The following is a 17,351-nucleotide window of genomic DNA, read 5'->3' on the forward strand; positions in this document are numbered from 1 at the left end:
CTGTCGGAGAAATATGAAATCACTTTATCCCATCCGCGCTCATACGATCGCGAATATGCTGGGCGCGTTCGGCGGATGCTGGATGGTCGTCAAACATTGAACTTTGGCGGCCTTCTTCCAGTTTCGCCAGTTTTTCAAAGCTGGTGGCAAGGCCTGCCGGGCTGATGCCGCGTTGACGCAGCAAATCGTAGGAATAATCATCCGCCTCTGCTTCCTGGCGCTGGGAGAATTGCGAATTGACTAATTTTTCGCCCAAGTCACCGAGTTGTGATTGCGATAAACTGCCGACAATCCCGCCCGCAGAGGCCGCAGCTACTCGCACGGCATTTGTACCAAGCGCTACCTGCATCCCTTTCTTCACATGGCCTAACGCCACATGGCCCATTTCATGGCCGATCACCGCTTCAACTTCGTTATCGGTCATCATATCCATCAGGCCGCTATAGACGCGGATACAGCCGTTTGCCATCGCAAAGGCATTCACATCCTTTGCCATATACACTTTGTAATTTACCGGCTGACCGTTGATGTTATTTCCCAGCGCATTAGCAATGGTGGTCAGACGTTTAGCGTATTCACTACCGTCTGGCGCAATCGTCGCCTTGCTGTCCATCTCCTGGCACGCCTGATCGCTCAGGGCTTTTACCTGCGCATCGCTCAAACTGTAAGCCTGAAAAGCTTCCGCTCCTGATGAGAGCAGTCCACTGGAGTCCATATTCTGGCAACCAGTCAGTACCGTTGCCATGCTCATTGCTACCAATAAGGCGCGAATTTTCATGTTTTCTCTTCCGCACAAGGTCAGGATTATTCTAAAAATGCGCCGTTTGCAGGTGAATCGACGCTCGTCCTAAGTATAAGAAAAAGCGCAGCGGACGGGCGAGCAGATTGCGCAACATGCGAGCATGATCCAGAGATTTCTGAAACGGCAAAAGGATGTTCCATGTACATGACGCGCGGCTTGCGGTAAATTGTTGGCAAATTTTCCGGCGTAGCCCAAAACGCGCTGTCGTCAAGTCGTTAAGGGCGTGCCCTTCATCATCCGATCTGGAGTCAAAATGTCCTCACGTAAAGAGCTTGCCAATGCTATTCGTGCGCTGAGCATGGACGCAGTACAGAAAGCCAAATCCGGTCACCCGGGCGCCCCGATGGGTATGGCTGACATTGCCGAAGTCCTGTGGCGTGATTTCCTGAAACACAACCCGCAGAATCCGTCCTGGGCTGACCGTGACCGCTTCGTGCTGTCCAACGGCCACGGCTCCATGCTGATCTACAGCTTGCTGCACCTCACCGGTTACGATCTGCCGATGGAAGAACTGAAAAACTTCCGTCAGCTGCACTCCAAAACTCCGGGTCACCCGGAAGTGGGTTACACCGCTGGTGTGGAAACCACCACCGGTCCGCTGGGTCAGGGTATTGCCAACGCAGTCGGTATGGCGATTGCAGAAAAAACGCTGGCGGCGCAGTTTAACCGTCCGGGTCACGACATTGTCGACCACTACACCTACGCCTTCATGGGTGACGGCTGCATGATGGAAGGCATCTCCCACGAAGTTTGCTCTCTGGCGGGTACGCTGAAGCTGGGTAAACTGATTGCGTTCTACGATGACAACGGTATTTCTATCGATGGTCACGTTGAAGGCTGGTTTACCGACGACACCGCAATGCGTTTCGAAGCCTACGGCTGGCACGTTATTCGCGACATCGACGGTCATGACGCAGCATCCATCAAACGCGCAGTAGAAGAAGCGCGCGCAGTGACCGACAAACCGTCCCTGCTGATGTGCAAAACCATCATCGGTTTCGGTTCCCCGAACAAAGCCGGTACGCACGACTCCCACGGTGCGCCGCTGGGCGACGCTGAAATTGCCCTGACCCGCGAACAGCTGGGCTGGAAATATGCGCCGTTCGAAATCCCGTCTGAAATCTATGCTCAGTGGGATGCGAAAGAAGCAGGCCAGGCGAAAGAATCCGCATGGAACGAGAAATTCGCTGCTTACGCGAAAGCTTATCCGAAGGAAGCCGCTGAATTTACCCGCCGTATGAAAGGCGAAATGCCGTCTGACTTCGACGCCAAAGCGAAAGAATTCATCGCTAAACTGCAGGCTAATCCGGCGAAAATCGCCAGCCGTAAAGCGTCTCAGAATGCTATCGAAGCGTTCGGTCCGCTGTTGCCGGAATTCCTCGGCGGCTCTGCTGACCTGGCACCGTCTAACTTGACCCTGTGGTCTGGTTCTAAAGCAATCAACGAAGATGCTGCGGGTAACTACATCCACTACGGTGTTCGCGAGTTCGGTATGACCGCGATTGCTAACGGTATCTCTCTGCACGGTGGTTTCCTGCCGTACACCTCCACCTTCCTGATGTTCGTGGAATACGCACGTAATGCCGTACGTATGGCTGCGCTGATGAAACAGCGCCAGGTGATGGTTTACACCCACGACTCCATCGGTCTGGGCGAAGATGGCCCGACTCACCAGCCGGTAGAGCAGGTCGCTTCTCTGCGCGTGACCCCGAACATGTCTACATGGCGTCCGTGTGACCAGGTTGAATCCGCGGTCGCGTGGAAATACGGCGTTGAGCGTCAGGACGGCCCGACCGCGCTGATCCTCTCCCGTCAGAACCTGGCGCAGCAGGAACGTACTGAAGAGCAGCTGGCAAACATCGCGCGCGGTGGTTATGTGCTGAAAGACTGTGCCGGTCAGCCGGAACTGATCTTCATCGCCACCGGTTCTGAAGTTGAACTGGCGGTTGCTGCCTACGAAAAACTGACTGCCGAAGGCGTGAAAGCGCGCGTGGTTTCCATGCCGTCTACTGATGCATTCGACAAACAGGATGCGGCTTACCGTGAATCTGTACTGCCGAAAGCGGTTACTGCTCGTGTTGCAGTAGAAGCAGGCATTGCTGACTACTGGTACAAGTATGTTGGCCTGAATGGCGCTATCGTCGGTATGACCACCTTCGGTGAATCTGCTCCGGCTGAACTGCTGTTTGAAGAGTTCGGCTTCACCGTTGACAACGTTGTTGCGAAAGCAAAAGCGTTGCTGTAATCGGTAAGATGCTTTGTGAGAAGGGCCGCGAAAGCGGCCCTTTTTTTACTTAGTAGAGATAAACGGAACGGTGCTGCCGGGGATCATGGTATCGGGCAGCTTACCGTCCCAACGTTCGGCAGTGGTGAGGGCTACAAGTCCGGGATTATCTCGCAGGGCTTCCCCGCGCAGGCGGATAGCTTCTGCTTCAGCCGCACTTTTTAAACGAATGGTTTCAGCCTCTGCTGCGCCTCTTACGCGAATAGTTTCCGCTTCTGCTTTGGCTGCCGCCAGTTTACTGTCTGCTTCTGCTTGGGCCTGAGTTACCGCTATTTGCGCCTGGATTTTCTCTGTTTCCAGATTTTGCTTACGTGTGGCAATGGCGACTTCCGCTTTCATTCGATCTTCAATCGACTTTTCATAAGCGTCAGAAAAATCAATATTCTCAATCTGGACCCCGTCAATCACTACCGGGCCAACAACGGCTTTGCGCATGGCATTTTGCAGATCCTGAACCAGTTTCGTGCGATCCTGTACCGCGCTGATGGCGGTATATTGGCCGAAAACGTTCTCCAGTTGAGTTGGCAACTGACGGACAATCAGACGATCTTTTAATGCTTCAATGGTGTTGTAGGTGGTATAAACCGCGCCTGCTTCTGAAGGTTTTATGTGGAAGCTGACTGATACTGTCATTTGTGCCGGTTGCTGGTCGCGGCTGTAGGCCTGTAATCCCTGATAGACCACAGCCTGATTACGCGTGGAAATTTTCTCCACGCTTTCCATAAAAGGGATCTTAAAACCCAGACCCGGCTCGGCAACTTTTACGATTTTTCCGTAGCGCAGCAAAATGCCGCGTTCACCTTCATTAACGGTGTAATACGAGAGAAATGGCAGCACAACCATGGCAAGCACGCCAATGGCGATAGCAATAGATTTTTGTGGGCGGAATGAGGTTATTGAAACAGGTGCTTTCATGACAATCTTCCTTGAGTAAAGTGTGGGAATATGTCACATGAGGGGAGGAGAAAACAGCTGGCAACCGAAAATTAAGAATCTATAAAGAGGAGGCGCGAAAAACAATAAATCAAATAAGTATGTTTTCGGATATTCAATAAACAAATGGTGACATGCGTCACAAACATATCAACGTATAAAATATTGATTTTGTGACGGTTATTGCAAATACAAAGTTGACTTTAATAATATTGATCTCATCTTATTGTTATTTAATGTTTTATTATTTTGGTTTATGAAACTTGTCCTCTCAGACGCTCAATTGCTTTCATTAAATCTCACGCGTATTTTATTTTTACCGCCGGACGGTACCGTAAAAATAAAATAAGGATGATTTATGCGGCTTATTGATTATTTTCCAGAGTCATCAATCTCAGTTATACATTCAGCAAAAGACTGGCAGGAAGCTATCGATTTTTCGATGGCATCATTGCTGGATAAAAACTATATCAGCGAGAATTACATTCAGGCTATTAAAGATTCCACCATTAGCAACGGTCCTTATTATATTCTCGCACCAGGCGTGGCGATGCCTCATGCGCGACCGGAATGTGGGGCGCTTAAAACCGGGATGTCACTGACATTACTCGAACGACCAGTGTATTTTCCGGGGAATGACGAACCGATCAATTTACTCATCGGGCTTTCGGCTGCCGATGCTGATTCGCACATTGGCGCTATTCAGGCGTTAAGTGAATTACTGTGTGAAGAAGAAATACTCGAACAACTCTTAACAGCAACATCAGAAAAACAATTAGCGGACATAATCAACCGCGGATAATTACTCTCTCCTCTACAGGATAATATTATGGAAAACAAGTCTGCTCGTGCAAAGGTCCAGGCTTTTGGGGGCTTTTTGACAGCAATGGTCATCCCCAATATTGGTGCTTTTATTGCCTGGGGTTTTATTACTGCATTATTTATTCCTACTGGTTGGCTGCCTAACGAACATTTCGCCAAAATTGTCGGCCCGATGATTACCTATTTATTGCCCGTGATGATTGGTTCTACAGGTGGTCATCTGGTTGGCGGTAAACGCGGTGCGGTCATGGGCGGAATAGGGACGATTGGCGTTATTGTCGGTGCTGAAATTCCGATGTTCCTTGGCTCGATGATCATGGGACCCTTAGGTGGGCTGGTCATAAAATATGTCGATAAGGCACTGGAAAAACGCATACCTGCTGGTTTTGAGATGGTTATCAATAACTTCTCGTTAGGTATTGCTGGGATGATTCTCTGTCTGCTGGGTTTTGAAGTCATCGGCCCGGCGGTGTTAATTGCCAATACTTTCGTCAAAGAGTGTATTGAAGCACTGGTACATGCAGGCTATCTGCCTTTGCTGTCAGTCATCAATGAACCGGCGAAAGTGCTTTTCCTCAATAACGCGATAGATCAGGGTGTCTATTACCCGTTGGGGATGCAACAGGCATCAGTTAATGGCAAATCCATCTTCTTTATGGTGGCATCCAACCCTGGGCCTGGTTTAGGACTGCTGCTGGCATTCACTCTGTTTGGTAAAGGGATGAGTAAGCGCTCTGCACCTGGTGCGATGATTATTCACTTCCTCGGTGGGATCCACGAACTGTATTTCCCGTATGTGCTGATGAAGCCGTTGACCATTATCGCCATGATTGCGGGCGGTATGTCTGGCACCTGGATGTTTAATTTGCTGGACGGTGGTCTGGTTGCAGGCCCAAGCCCAGGTTCTATCTTTGCTTACCTGGCGCTGACGCCGAAAGGCTCGTTCCTGGCGACAATTGCCGGAGTTACGGTAGGCACGCTGGTGTCCTTTGTCATCACTTCCCTGATACTGAAGATGGAAAAAACAGTGGAGACTGAGAGCGAAGATGAATTTACCGAGTCAGCCAATGCGGTTAAAGCAATGAAGCAGGAAGGCGCATTCTCGTTAAGCCGTGTTAAGCGTATTGCCTTTGTTTGCGATGCAGGGATGGGCTCCAGCGCGATGGGCGCAACCACCTTCCGTAAACGCCTGGAAAAAGCAGGGCTGGCAATTGAAGTAAAACATTACGCCATAGAAAACGTGCCTGCGGATGCGGATATCGTCGTTACTCATGCCAGTCTGGAAGGGCGCGTGAAACGTGTGACGGATAAAACGCTGATATTGATTAATAACTATATTGGCGATCCAAAACTCGACACTTTATTTAATCAATTAACCGCCGAACATAAAAACTGATTGCAGAGGTAAAAATGAAAACCAAAGTTGCTGCTATTTATGGCAAGCGGGATGTCCGTCTGCGCGAATTTGAATTGCCAGAAATTACCGATAATGAACTTTTGGTGAGTGTAATTTCTGACAGCGTCTGTTTATCGACCTGGAAAGCGGCGTTACTCGGTAGTGAACATAAACGCGTACCCGACGATTTAGAAAATCATCCGGTCATTACCGGGCATGAATGTGCCGGGGTTATTGTCGAAGTGGGTAAAAATCTCACCGACAAATATAAAAAAGGTCAGCGTTTTGTATTGCAACCGGCGATGGGGTTACCAAGCGGATATTCAGCGGGCTACAGCTACGAATATTTTGGCGGTAACGCCACCTATATGATTATTCCAGAGGTAGCCATTAATTTGGGCTGCGTATTACCGTATCACGGCTCTTATTTTGCTGCGGCGTCGCTGGCAGAGCCTATGTGCTGCATTATTGGCGCTTATCATGCCAATTATCACACCACGCAATATGTTTATGAGCATCGCATGGGCGTCAAACCTGGCGGCAATATTGCACTGCTGGCGTGTGCAGGTCCGATGGGAATTGGCGCTATCGATTATGCCATTAACGGCGGCATACAACCGTCGCGGGTGGTGGTGGTCGATATCGACGACAAACGTCTGGCGCAGGTGCAGAAGTTGCTGCCAGTGGAGCTGGCGGCCAGTAAAGGCATTGAGCTGGTGTATGTGAATACCAAAGGGATGAGCGATCCTGTCCAGATGCTACGGGCGCTGACGGATGATGTCGGGTTCGATGACATTTTTGTTTATGCGGCGGTGCCTGCTGTTGTTGAAATGGCGGATGAATTACTGGCGGAAGATGGCTGCCTGAACTTCTTTGCCGGTCCGACGGATAAAAACTTCAAAGTGCCGTTTAATTTCTACAACGTCCATTACAACAGCACGCACGTCGTCGGTACATCCGGTGGTTCAACGGATGACATGAAAGAGGCTATTGCCCTTAGCGCCACGGGGCAGTTGCAGCCGTCGTTTATGGTAACCCATATCGGTGGCCTGGATGCGGTGCCAGAAACCGTGCTCAATCTGCCGGATATCCCAGGCGGTAAAAAACTCATTTATAACGGCGTCACCATGCCGCTCACTGCCATTGCCGATTTTGCCGAAAAAGGCAAAACCGATCCGCTGTTTAAAGAGCTGGCGCGGCTGGTTGAGGAAACGCACGGCATCTGGAATGAACAGGCCGAGAAATATCTGCTGGCGCAATTTGGCGTTGATATTGGGGAGGCCGCGCAATGATGTTCCTGGCGTGGCCATTATTTCGCGTTACGGAACAGGCAGCGTTGGCTGCCTGGCCGCAAACCGGCTGTGGCGACAAAAATAAAATTGATGGCCTGGCGGTCACCGCGATGCGCCAGGCGTTGAACGACGTCGCTTTTCGTGGGCGAGTGGTTATCGGCGAGGGAGAAATTGACCATGCGCCGATGCTGTGGATTGGCGAAGAGGTGGGCAAAGGCGATGGGCCAGAAGTCGATATCGCGGTTGATCCCATTGAAGGCACGCGGATGGTGGCGATGGGGCAGAGCAATGCGCTGGCGGTCATGGCTTTCGCCCCTCGAGATAGCCTGTTACATGCGCCCGATATGTATATGAAAAAGCTGGTTGTTAATCGACTGGCTGCCGGGGTGATTGATCTGTCTTTGCCCCTGGCGGACAACCTGCGCAACGTGGCGAAAGCGTTAGGCAAACCGCTGGACAAGCTGCGCATGGTTACGCTGGATAAACCGCGCCTGAGAGCCGCAATTGAGGAAGCAACACAGCTGGGCGTGAAGGTTTTTGCCCTGCCGGATGGCGATGTCGCCGCCAGCGTGCTGACCTGCTGGCAGGATAATCCTTACGATGTGATGTACACCATCGGTGGCGCACCGGAAGGCGTTATTTCTGCCTGTGCTGTTAAAGCGTTGGGTGGGGATATGCAGGCGGAATTAATCGATTTTTGCCAGGCCAAAGGTGACTACACCGAAAATCGGCAAATCGCAGAACAGGAGCGTAAGCGTTGTAAGGATATGGGTGTTGAAGTCAACCGTGTGTACTCACTCGACGAACTGGTGAGGGGGAACGATATCCTCTTTAGCGCTACGGGCGTGACGAGCGGCGAGCTGGTGAACGGTATCCAACAGACGGCGAATGGGGTGCGGACGCAGACATTACTGATCGGCGGCGCGGACCAAACGTGTAATATAATAGACTCCCTGCATTGATGGTGATCTATCGGAAGACGAATGGCGACGCTGACAGAAGATGATGTGCTTGAGCAACTGGACGCACAGGACAATTTATTGTCATTTATGAAAACTGCGCATTCTATTTTGCTCCTGGGGATACGCCAGTTTCTGCCGTCGCTGTTTGTCGATAACGATGAAGAGATCGTCGAATATGCAGTGAAGCCGTTACTCGCCCAAAGCGGCCCGCTTGACGATATTGATGTTGCGCTGCGTTTGATTTATGCGTTGGGGAAAATGGATAAATGGCTGTATGCCGATATCACGCACTTTTCCCAGTTCTGGCATTACCTGAACGAACAGGATGAAACGCCCGGATTTACCGATGATATAACCTGGGATTTTATCAGCAACGTCAATAGCATAACCCGCAATGCGACGCTCTATGATGCGTTAAAAGCGATGAAGTTCGCCGATTTCGCCGTCTGGTCAGAGGCGCGTTTTAGCGGGATGGTCAAAACGGCGCTGACGCTGGCAGTAACGACAACTTTAAAGGAATTAACGCCGTGAAAATCGAACTGACGGTAAATGGACTAAAGGTACAGGCGCAGTACTCTGATGATGAAATTGAGAATGTACATAAACCGCTACTGCGTATGCTGGCGGCCTTACAGGCGGTAAATCCGCAGCGACGTACGGTGGTTTTTCTTTGCGCTCCGCCGGGGACGGGTAAATCTACATTAACTACCTTCTGGGAATATCTCGCGCAACAAGACCCTGAATTACCCACTATCCAGACGCTGCCGATGGATGGTTTTCACCATTACAATAGCTGGCTGGATGCGCATCAATTACGCCCCTTCAAAGGTGCACCAGAGACATTCGACGTTGCGAAACTGGCGGAAAATCTGTGCCAGGTCGTGGAAGGGGATTGTACGTGGCCGCAGTACGATCGACAAAAACATGATCCGGTAGAAGATGCGTTGCACGTTACCGCACCAATAATCATCGTCGAAGGAAACTGGTTGTTGCTGGATGATGAGAAGTGGCGCCAGCTTGCGCAATTTTGTGATTTTTCGATCTTTATCAACGCGCCCGCAGCTGCATTGCGTGAACGGCTGGTGGGGCGCAAGCTGGCGGGGGGGTTATCGCTGGCAGACGCAGAAGCCTTTTATGAACGTACCGACGGTCCGAATGTTCGCCGGGTGCTTGAAGAGAGTCTGCCTGCAAATTTGACCTTAATGATGACAGCTACGGGTGAATATCGACGCTGCATCAGTCATATTCTGATATAAGTCAGGGTTTATGACGGCACAACGAAAAGATTTTGCTACGCTTATTCGTGATTCTGCAAAGTGGAATAAATTCCAACGCATCAGGCCGGAAAACGTGACGCAAGTCAGATAATTGTCTTCTTTGACTGGACAATCATTCCTTTTATTCCATGTTTCGCTTATCCTAGCTGAAGCGTTTCAGTCGATTAAATGTTCGACAATTAACCAATCAGTCGCAGTTTGCGACAGGTAAGGTTTCCCCGAACGATTTGCTGGATTACTCTGTCTGGCAAATTTGCTCAGGGAAAGCCTTGCAGGAGATCTATGACCGTACGCGTAGCGATAAATGGCTTCGGTCGCATCGGGCGTAATGTGGTTCGTGCTTTGTATGAATCAGGACGCCGGGCGGAAATTACCGTGGTGGCAATCAACGAACTGGCGGATGCTGCGGGCATGGCGCATTTGTTGAAATATGACACCAGTCATGGCCGTTTTGCATGGGAAGTCCGTGAGGAACGTGATCAACTTTTTGTTGGTGATGATGTCATCCGCGTATTGCATGAACGTTCACTGCAATCGCTTCCCTGGCGTGAACTAGGCGTTGATGTGGTTCTCGACTGCACCGGCGTATATGGCACCCGCGAGCATGGCGAAGCGCACATTGCCGCCGGGGCCAAAAAAGTGCTCTTTTCACATCCTGGCAGTAACGATCTCGACGCGACCGTTGTTTACGGCGTCAATCAGGATCAACTTCGTGCGGAACACCGCATCGTTTCTAACGCTTCCTGTACCACGAATTGCATAATTCCTGTCATCAAATTGTTGGATGATGCGTACGGTATTGAGTCCGGCACTGTGACTACAATTCACTCCGCCATGCACGATCAACAGGTTATTGATGCATACCATCCTGACCTGCGCCGCACCCGGGCAGCCAGCCAGTCGATCATTCCGGTCGATACCAAACTGGCCGCCGGTATCACACGATTTTTTCCGCAATTTAACGATCGCTTTGAAGCGATTGCGGTACGTGTGCCAACCATAAATGTGACGGCAATCGATTTAAGCGTGACGGTGAAGAAACCTGTAAAAGCCAATGAAGTCAACCTGTTGCTGCAAAAAGCAGCACAAGATGCATTTCATGGTATAGTTGACTATACGGAATTACCGTTGGTCTCTGTAGATTTTAACCACGATCCGCACAGTGCCATTGTCGATGGCACCCAAACCCGGGTCAGTGGCGCACACCTGATCAAAACGTTGGTCTGGTGCGATAACGAATGGGGCTTTGCTAACCGAATGCTCGACACGACGTTAGCTATGGCTACTGTTGCTTTCAGGTAAGACGCAAGCAGCGTCTGCAAAACTTTTAGAATCAACGAGAGGATTCACCATGTCTGTAATTAAGATGACCGATCTGGATCTTGCTGGGAAACGTGTATTTATCCGTGCGGATCTGAACGTACCAGTAAAAGACGGGAAAGTAACCAGCGACGCGCGTATCCGTGCTTCTCTGCCGACCATCGAACTGGCCCTGAAACAAGGCGCGAAAGTGATGGTAACTTCCCACCTGGGTCGTCCTACCGAAGGCGAGTACAACGAAGAATTCTCTCTGCTGCCGGTTGTTAACTACCTGAAAGACAAACTGTCTAACCCAGTTCGTCTGGTTAAAGATTACCTCGACGGCGTTGACGTTGCTGAAGGTGAACTGGTTGTTCTGGAAAACGTTCGCTTCAACAAAGGCGAGAAGAAAGACGACGAAACCCTGTCCAAAAAATACGCTGCACTGTGTGACGTGTTCGTAATGGACGCATTCGGTACTGCTCACCGCGCGCAAGCTTCTACTCACGGTATCGGTAAATTCGCTGACGTTGCGTGCGCAGGCCCGCTGCTGGCAGCTGAACTGGACGCGCTGGGTAAAGCACTGAAAGAACCTGCTCGCCCGATGGTGGCTATCGTTGGTGGTTCTAAAGTATCTACCAAACTGACCGTTCTGGACTCCCTGTCTAAAATCGCTGACCAGCTGATTGTTGGTGGTGGTATCGCTAACACCTTTATCGCGGCACAAGGCCACGATGTGGGTAAATCTCTGTACGAAGCTGACCTGGTTGACGAAGCAAAACGTCTGCTGACCACCTGCAACATCCCGGTTCCGTCTGATGTTCGCGTAGCGACTGAGTTCTCTGAAACCGCTCCGGCTACTCTGAAATCTGTTAACGATGTGAAAGCTGACGAGCAGATCCTGGATATCGGTGATGCTTCCGCTCAGGAACTGGCTGAAATCCTGAAGAATGCGAAAACCATTCTGTGGAACGGTCCGGTTGGCGTGTTCGAATTCCCGAACTTCCGCAAAGGTACTGAAATCGTGGCTAACGCTATCGCAGACAGCGAAGCGTTCTCCATCGCTGGCGGCGGCGACACTCTGGCAGCAATCGACCTGTTCGGCATTGCTGACAAAATCTCCTACATCTCCACTGGCGGCGGCGCATTCCTCGAATTCGTGGAAGGTAAAGTACTGCCTGCAGTAGCGATGCTCGAAGAGCGCGCTAAGAAGTAAAAAATCACAGGGCAGGGAAACCTGCCCTTGTTGCAGCGCGCTTTTAAAGCACGCACTTTTTCATACTCTAAATAATTCGAGTTGCAGCACAGCAACTTGAGGTATGGCGAGTATAAGGCCCGACGATACAGGACAAGAGACATGTCTAAGATTTTTGATTTCGTAAAACCTGGCGTAATCACTGGTGATGACGTACAGAAAGTTTTCCAGGTAGCAAAAGAAAACAACTTCGCACTGCCAGCAGTAAACTGCGTCGGTACTGACTCCATCAACGCCGTACTGGAAACCGCTGCTAAAGTTAAAGCGCCGGTTATCGTTCAGTTCTCCAACGGTGGTGCTTCCTTTATCGCTGGTAAAGGCGTGAAATCTGACGTTCCGCAGGGTGCTGCTATCCTGGGCGCGATCTCTGGTGCGCATCACGTTCACCAGATGGCTGAACACTATGGTGTTCCGGTTATCCTGCATACCGACCACTGCGCGAAGAAACTGCTGCCGTGGATCGACGGTCTGCTGGACGCGGGTGAAAAACACTTCGCTGCTACCGGTAAGCCACTGTTCTCTTCTCACATGATCGACCTGTCTGAAGAATCTCTGCAAGAGAACATCGAAATCTGCTCTAAATACCTGGAGCGCATGTCCAAAATCGGCATGACTCTGGAAATCGAACTGGGTTGCACCGGTGGTGAAGAAGACGGCGTGGACAACAGCCACATGGACGCTTCTGCACTGTACACCCAGCCGGAAGACGTTGATTACGCATACACCGAGCTGAGCAAAATCAGCCCGCGTTTCACCATCGCAGCGTCCTTTGGTAACGTACACGGTGTTTACAAGCCGGGTAACGTTGTTCTGACCCCGACCATCCTGCGCGACTCTCAGGAATATGTTTCTAAGAAACACAACCTGCCGCACAACAGCCTGAACTTCGTATTCCACGGCGGTTCCGGTTCTACTGCTCAGGAAATCAAAGACTCCGTAAGCTACGGTGTAGTTAAAATGAACATCGATACCGACACCCAATGGGCGACCTGGGAAGGTGTACTGAACTACTACAAAGCGAACGAAGCTTACCTGCAGGGCCAGCTGGGCAACCCGAAAGGCGAAGATCAGCCGAACAAGAAATACTACGATCCGCGCGTATGGCTGCGTGCCGGTCAGACTTCGATGATCGCTCGTCTGGAAAAAGCATTCCAGGAACTGAACGCGATCGACGTTCTGTAAGATATTCCTTTCTGCTTATCTCAAGGCCCGCTCTGCGGGTCTTTTTTTCGCCAAAAGCAAGGTGATGTACTTAAGAAATCTGTGATCTATTTGGCAAAATTATGCTTTATTGTTTACCCTTGTCAGACTGCCCGTCGTGAGGCGGCGGAGTATGTTTCTCCAATTTAAGTCAGTTGAAAAGGAATATTGAATGGAAGATTTGAAAGTTGTCGATAGCATAAACGGCGCAGGATCCTGGTTGGTAAACAACCAGGCGCTGTTGCTGAGTTATGCTGTAAACATCGTGGCGGCACTCGCGATCATCATCGTTGGTTTGATTATCGCGCGGATGATTTCCAACGCGGTGAATCGCCTGATGATCTCCCGTAACATAGATGCCACCGTTGCTGATTTTCTTTCTGCATTAATCCGTTACGCAATTATCGCCTTTACGTTAATTGCAGCACTGGGCCGCGTGGGCGTACAAACCGCATCGGTCATTGCCGTACTCGGTGCCGCAGGTTTAGCTGTAGGTCTGGCCTTGCAGGGGTCACTATCTAACCTGGCTGCTGGCGTTTTGCTGGTTATGTTCCGCCCGTTCCGTGCAGGAGAATATGTTGACCTCGGCGGCGTTGCCGGTACTGTACAGAGTGTGCAGATTTTCTCCACCACCATGCGTACCGCAGACGGTAAAATTATTGTTATTCCGAACGGTAAAATTATTGCCGGTAATATTATTAACTTCTCTCGTGAGCCGGCGCGCCGTAACGAATTTATTATTGGCGTAGCGTATGATTCTGATATCGATCAGGTTAAGCAGATCCTGACCGATATTATTCAGTCCGAAGATCGTATTTTAAAAGATCGTGAAATTACAGTACGCCTGAACGAACTTGGCGCATCGTCGATTAATTTCGTCGTGCGTGCCTGGAGCAACAGTGGCGATCTGCAAAACGTGTACTGGGATGTGCTGGAACGTATTAAACGTGAATTTGATGCTGCTGGTATCAGCTTCCCGTATCCGCAAATGGATGTGAACTTCAAGCGGGTGAAAGAGAGCAATAGTTAATTATGTAATGAGGGCTTATCAAGGTGATAAGCCCTCATTTTTAACAACTAAAATCAAACTTCATATTTTTAAAGTCCAGCCAGGCATTACCTGCACCGAAATTATACCCACCGAAATACTCTTCAAACTCAATATAATAAGGCGACATTCCGTTTGGTATAGACTGCACGGGCGCCATTGAACCACCGAGATGATTGGGTAGATGTGCACTATGCCACTGGTGAGTTTCACATTTACTTTTTCCCTCTGCATCTTTAGAAAAATAACGAATGGACTGATATTCCGTATTATTTCTTTCTGTGGGGCTAATTCCCGCATTAGGATCAAAAGCGCGCGGCTCGCATGAAATCGCCAGATTGAAAGCCAGCGACTGCTCAGGAATGGTGCCCATTTTACGGTATACAAAATTGCTTTCAGGCGTATCTTTTGGCCTGACGTTAGCCTGAAAATAACTAAAAGCACTGCCAATAGTCAGCCATTCTGGCGTATCTTGCTGGTCGCGATAGTGGTTAGGTATAAGTTCAGGCGGCTCACAAAATGGGCCGTTGAACTCGTGCTGGGTGAGTAAAATCACCGCATAAGAACAGCCTAATATATCTTCCATCCGAAATAGCCGTGGATGTCGTTGCTTTTCTGCCTGCCAGAAAACATAAAGATCTGGATCTTCAGGTGGGGGGCAGGATTCAAAATTCTCAAACACATCCAATATTTCTTCTGTACATGGTGTTCCGCCATCGTTGTGCTCGGGCGCAACAGCAAAGAAAGATAACGCGACAATCTCTGGCCCATAAATCCGATAATCTTCCGGCAACAGCAGGGTAAATCCATGATTCAATGGGAAACCATTATTTGGATCCAGCGGCCACTGTTCGGGCGTTATGCCTGGCGGTAGGCCAAAGCACCAACCTTGTTGGCGCGGTATATTTTCGTGGATAGGGTAGGGGAGAAGAGTGAGATCATAGGCTTGCATAGTGTTAGTCCTTTACAACGCTAGCAGGAAAGAGAGCCATAACGCCGTTTATGTTATGGGGAATGATGAGATCTTTATCCTAAAATCAGTTACCGAATAGAATTATTTATTTTTTTATTAAAATTATTTATATGCTATTAGCATTATAAATTTTATCTAATAACAATCCCGCGCTATAGTCTCTTTATCAGATAATTAGTTCGGAATGTTAAACGTGTTTTCTTATTATTTTCAAGGCCTTGCACTTGGTGCTGCTATGATTCTGCCGCTTGGTCCGCAAAATGCTTTTGTGATGAATCAGGGCATTCGTCGTCAGTACCACATTATGATTGCTTTGCTCTGCGCGATAAGCGATTTGGTCCTGATTTGCGCCGGGATTTTTGGTGGTAGCGCGTTATTGATGCAGTCACCGTGGTTGCTGGCGCTGGTGACCTGGGGCGGTGTGGCCTTCTTGCTGTGGTATGGCTTTGGTGCTTTTAAAACGGCGATGAGCAGCAATATTGAGCTGGTTAGTGCTGAAGTGATGAAGCAGGGACGTTGGAAAATTATTGCCACTATGCTGGCAGTAACCTGGCTGAATCCACATGTTTACCTGGATACCTTTGTGGTATTAGGCAGCCTGGGCGGACAGCTTGATGTCGAACCAAAACGCTGGTTTGCGCTCGGGACGATCAGTGCCTCTTTCCTGTGGTTTTTTGGTCTGGCGTTATTAGCCGCCTGGCTGGCGCCGCGTTTGCGTACTGCCAAAGCGCAGCGCATTATCAATCTCGTGGTGGGCTGCGTTATGTGGATTATCGCCCTACAACTGGCGAAAGAGGGTGTTGCTCATGCACAAGCCTTGTTCAGTTAGGCGCTATCTGATGGAAAAATAAAACAGAGACGCTAAGCTTGCCTCCAGAGGTCCTGAATTTTGGGCAAGTCAATTAACACGGAGAGACTAACGTGAAGTTCAAAGTTATCGCCCTGGCGGCATTGATGGGTTTCAGCGGGATGGCTGTGCAGGCCAATGAACTACCGGATGGTCCGCACATTGTCACTTCAGGAACGGCAAGCGTTGATGCGGTGCCAGATATCGCTATTCTTGCTATTGAAGTTAACGTGACGGCGAAGGATGCCGCTTCTGCCAAGAAGCAGGCGGATGAGCGTGTCGCGCAATATATCTCTTTCCTTGAACTCAATCAGATCGCGAAAAAAGATATCAGTTCCGCGAATTTGCGTACCCAGCCAGACTACGATTACCAGGATGGTAAAAGTATCCTGAAAGGCTATCGTGCCGTGAGAACGGTGGAAGTCACGCTTCGTCAGTTAGACAAACTGAATTCCTTGCTGGATGGCGCGCTGAAGGCCGGACTCAACGAAATTCGTTCTGTGTCGTTGGGCGTGGCACAGCCAGATGCCTATAAAGACAAAGCGCGTAAGGCAGCGATTGATAACGCGATTCATCAGGCTCAGGAGCTGGCGAACGGCTTTAATCGCAAACTGGGGCCGGTATATAGCGTGCGCTACCATGTTTCCAATTATCAGCCCAGCCCAATGGTACGCATGATGAAAGCCGATGCCGCGCCGGTTTCCGCCCAAGAAACATACGAGCAGGCCGCTATTCAGTTTGATGATCAGGTCGATGTGGTCTTTCAGTTAGAACCAGTGGATCAACAACCCGCTAAAACACCTGCCGCACAATAATACCTGTAGCCCGACTCATTTGTCGGGCTAATGTCTTTATCTGATATCGCCTCTTTTTTCTGTAATTTTCTGTAAAACCATGACGTAAACACCTATCTTTGCTTGCGATTTCATTAAGGATTAACTTACTGAAACGGTTAAGCGGA

Annotated in this window: 16 protein-coding genes; 13 read left to right on the forward strand and 3 right to left on the reverse strand. The window is 49.8% G+C overall.

Annotated elements, in window-relative coordinates; genetic code table 11:
- Positions 1-19: 19 nt before the first annotated feature.
- On the reverse strand, positions 20-778 hold the full coding sequence (gene loiP, locus FEK50_RS08900; protein WP_130259417.1) for a metalloprotease LoiP: 759 nt from the start codon (positions 776-778) through the stop codon (positions 20-22).
- 277 nt (positions 779-1,055) lie between these two features.
- On the opposite strand from loiP, the gene tkt reads away from it, so the two are divergent.
- Positions 1,056-3,047 (forward strand): transketolase, encoded by a 1,992-nt coding sequence (gene tkt / locus FEK50_RS08910; protein ID WP_131161968.1) that lies wholly within the window; start codon positions 1,056-1,058, stop codon positions 3,045-3,047.
- Between the two features lie 45 nt (positions 3,048-3,092).
- Here the strand turns inward: tkt and FEK50_RS08915 are convergent, their stop codons facing one another.
- Positions 3,093-4,001, reverse strand: coding sequence for a prohibitin family protein (locus FEK50_RS08915; protein WP_131161969.1), 909 nt, complete (start codon positions 3,999-4,001; stop codon positions 3,093-3,095).
- Positions 4,002-4,377: 376 nt separating this feature from the next.
- Here FEK50_RS08915 and cmtB point away from each other — a divergent pair, with 376 nt between their 5' ends.
- From cmtB to mscS, 10 genes are all read left to right on the forward strand, one after another.
- Positions 4,378-4,821 (forward strand): PTS mannitol transporter subunit IIA, encoded by a 444-nt coding sequence (cmtB, locus tag FEK50_RS08925; protein WP_131161970.1) that lies wholly within the window; start codon positions 4,378-4,380, stop codon positions 4,819-4,821.
- A 27-nt stretch (positions 4,822-4,848) separates the two neighbouring features.
- Complete coding sequence (gene cmtA / locus FEK50_RS08930; RefSeq protein ID WP_131161971.1) at positions 4,849-6,237, forward strand: PTS mannitol transporter subunit IICB; 1,389 nt, start codon at positions 4,849-4,851, stop codon at positions 6,235-6,237.
- 14 nt (positions 6,238-6,251) lie between these two features.
- A complete protein-coding gene (locus FEK50_RS08935; RefSeq protein ID WP_131161972.1) occupies positions 6,252-7,529 on the forward strand; it encodes a zinc-binding dehydrogenase in 1,278 nt (425 codons plus the stop codon).
- Positions 7,526-8,491: a class II fructose-bisphosphatase gene (gene glpX / locus FEK50_RS08940; RefSeq protein WP_131161973.1), complete on the forward strand. Its 966-nt coding sequence runs from the start codon at positions 7,526-7,528 to the stop codon at positions 8,489-8,491. The genes FEK50_RS08935 and glpX overlap by 4 nt, the downstream gene beginning before the upstream one ends.
- A gap of 21 nt (positions 8,492-8,512) precedes the next feature.
- On the forward strand, positions 8,513-9,022 hold the full coding sequence (gene fumE, locus FEK50_RS08945) for a fumarase E (protein ID WP_130207875.1): 510 nt from the start codon (positions 8,513-8,515) through the stop codon (positions 9,020-9,022).
- Positions 9,019-9,747 (forward strand): nucleoside/nucleotide kinase family protein, encoded by a 729-nt coding sequence (locus FEK50_RS08950; RefSeq protein WP_130259412.1) that lies wholly within the window; start codon positions 9,019-9,021, stop codon positions 9,745-9,747. The genes fumE and FEK50_RS08950 overlap by 4 nt, the downstream gene beginning before the upstream one ends.
- Positions 9,748-10,050: 303 nt before the next feature.
- Positions 10,051-11,070, forward strand: coding sequence for an erythrose-4-phosphate dehydrogenase (gene epd, locus FEK50_RS08955; RefSeq protein ID WP_130207871.1), 1,020 nt, complete (start codon positions 10,051-10,053; stop codon positions 11,068-11,070).
- A gap of 49 nt (positions 11,071-11,119) precedes the next feature.
- Entirely contained in the window at positions 11,120-12,283 is a 1,164-nt protein-coding gene (pgk, locus tag FEK50_RS08960; RefSeq protein WP_000111269.1) for a phosphoglycerate kinase, read from the forward strand.
- Between the two features lie 141 nt (positions 12,284-12,424).
- A complete protein-coding gene (gene fbaA, locus FEK50_RS08965; protein WP_000034372.1) occupies positions 12,425-13,504 on the forward strand; it encodes a class II fructose-bisphosphate aldolase in 1,080 nt (359 codons plus the stop codon).
- A gap of 190 nt (positions 13,505-13,694) precedes the next feature.
- A complete protein-coding gene (mscS, locus tag FEK50_RS08970) occupies positions 13,695-14,552 on the forward strand; it encodes a small-conductance mechanosensitive channel MscS (RefSeq protein ID WP_130259410.1) in 858 nt (285 codons plus the stop codon).
- Between the two features lie 40 nt (positions 14,553-14,592).
- Here mscS and FEK50_RS08975 read toward each other — a convergent pair whose 3' ends face one another.
- On the reverse strand, positions 14,593-15,522 hold the full coding sequence (locus tag FEK50_RS08975) for a hypothetical protein (RefSeq protein ID WP_130259409.1): 930 nt from the start codon (positions 15,520-15,522) through the stop codon (positions 14,593-14,595).
- Positions 15,523-15,736: 214 nt separating this feature from the next.
- Between FEK50_RS08975 and argO the strand changes: the two genes are divergently transcribed.
- Together argO and FEK50_RS08985 are read left to right on the forward strand one after the other, a co-directional pair.
- Positions 15,737-16,372, forward strand: coding sequence for an arginine exporter ArgO (gene argO, locus FEK50_RS08980; protein ID WP_130207865.1), 636 nt, complete (start codon positions 15,737-15,739; stop codon positions 16,370-16,372).
- 92 nt (positions 16,373-16,464) lie between these two features.
- Positions 16,465-17,205 carry an oxidative stress defense protein gene (locus FEK50_RS08985; protein WP_064529765.1) on the forward strand — a complete coding sequence of 247 codons (741 nt, stop codon included), beginning with the start codon at positions 16,465-16,467 and terminating at the stop codon, positions 17,203-17,205.
- Positions 17,206-17,351: the final 146 nt, after the last annotated feature.

The sequence above is a fragment of the Escherichia sp. E2586 genome, from assembly GCF_005781105.1.
In the GTDB taxonomy this organism is placed as follows: domain Bacteria; phylum Pseudomonadota; class Gammaproteobacteria; order Enterobacterales; family Enterobacteriaceae; genus Escherichia.

Coding starts and splice junctions, on each gene's coding strand:
- loiP (WP_130259417.1), bottom strand. CDS start 778: ATGAAAATTCGCGCCTTATTGGTAGCAATGAGCATGGCAACGGTACTG.
- tkt (WP_131161968.1), top strand. CDS start 1,056: ATGTCCTCACGTAAAGAGCTTGCCAATGCTATTCGTGCGCTGAGCATG.
- FEK50_RS08915 (WP_131161969.1), bottom strand. CDS start 4,001: ATGAAAGCACCTGTTTCAATAACCTCATTCCGCCCACAAAAATCTATT.
- cmtB (WP_131161970.1), top strand. CDS start 4,378: ATGCGGCTTATTGATTATTTTCCAGAGTCATCAATCTCAGTTATACAT.
- cmtA (WP_131161971.1), top strand. CDS start 4,849: ATGGAAAACAAGTCTGCTCGTGCAAAGGTCCAGGCTTTTGGGGGCTTT.
- FEK50_RS08935 (WP_131161972.1), top strand. CDS start 6,252: ATGAAAACCAAAGTTGCTGCTATTTATGGCAAGCGGGATGTCCGTCTG.
- glpX (WP_131161973.1), top strand. CDS start 7,526: ATGATGTTCCTGGCGTGGCCATTATTTCGCGTTACGGAACAGGCAGCG.
- fumE (WP_130207875.1), top strand. CDS start 8,513: ATGGCGACGCTGACAGAAGATGATGTGCTTGAGCAACTGGACGCACAG.
- epd (WP_130207871.1), top strand. CDS start 10,051: ATGACCGTACGCGTAGCGATAAATGGCTTCGGTCGCATCGGGCGTAAT.
- pgk (WP_000111269.1), top strand. CDS start 11,120: ATGTCTGTAATTAAGATGACCGATCTGGATCTTGCTGGGAAACGTGTA.
- fbaA (WP_000034372.1), top strand. CDS start 12,425: ATGTCTAAGATTTTTGATTTCGTAAAACCTGGCGTAATCACTGGTGAT.
- mscS (WP_130259410.1), top strand. CDS start 13,695: ATGGAAGATTTGAAAGTTGTCGATAGCATAAACGGCGCAGGATCCTGG.
- FEK50_RS08975 (WP_130259409.1), bottom strand. CDS start 15,522: ATGCAAGCCTATGATCTCACTCTTCTCCCCTACCCTATCCACGAAAAT.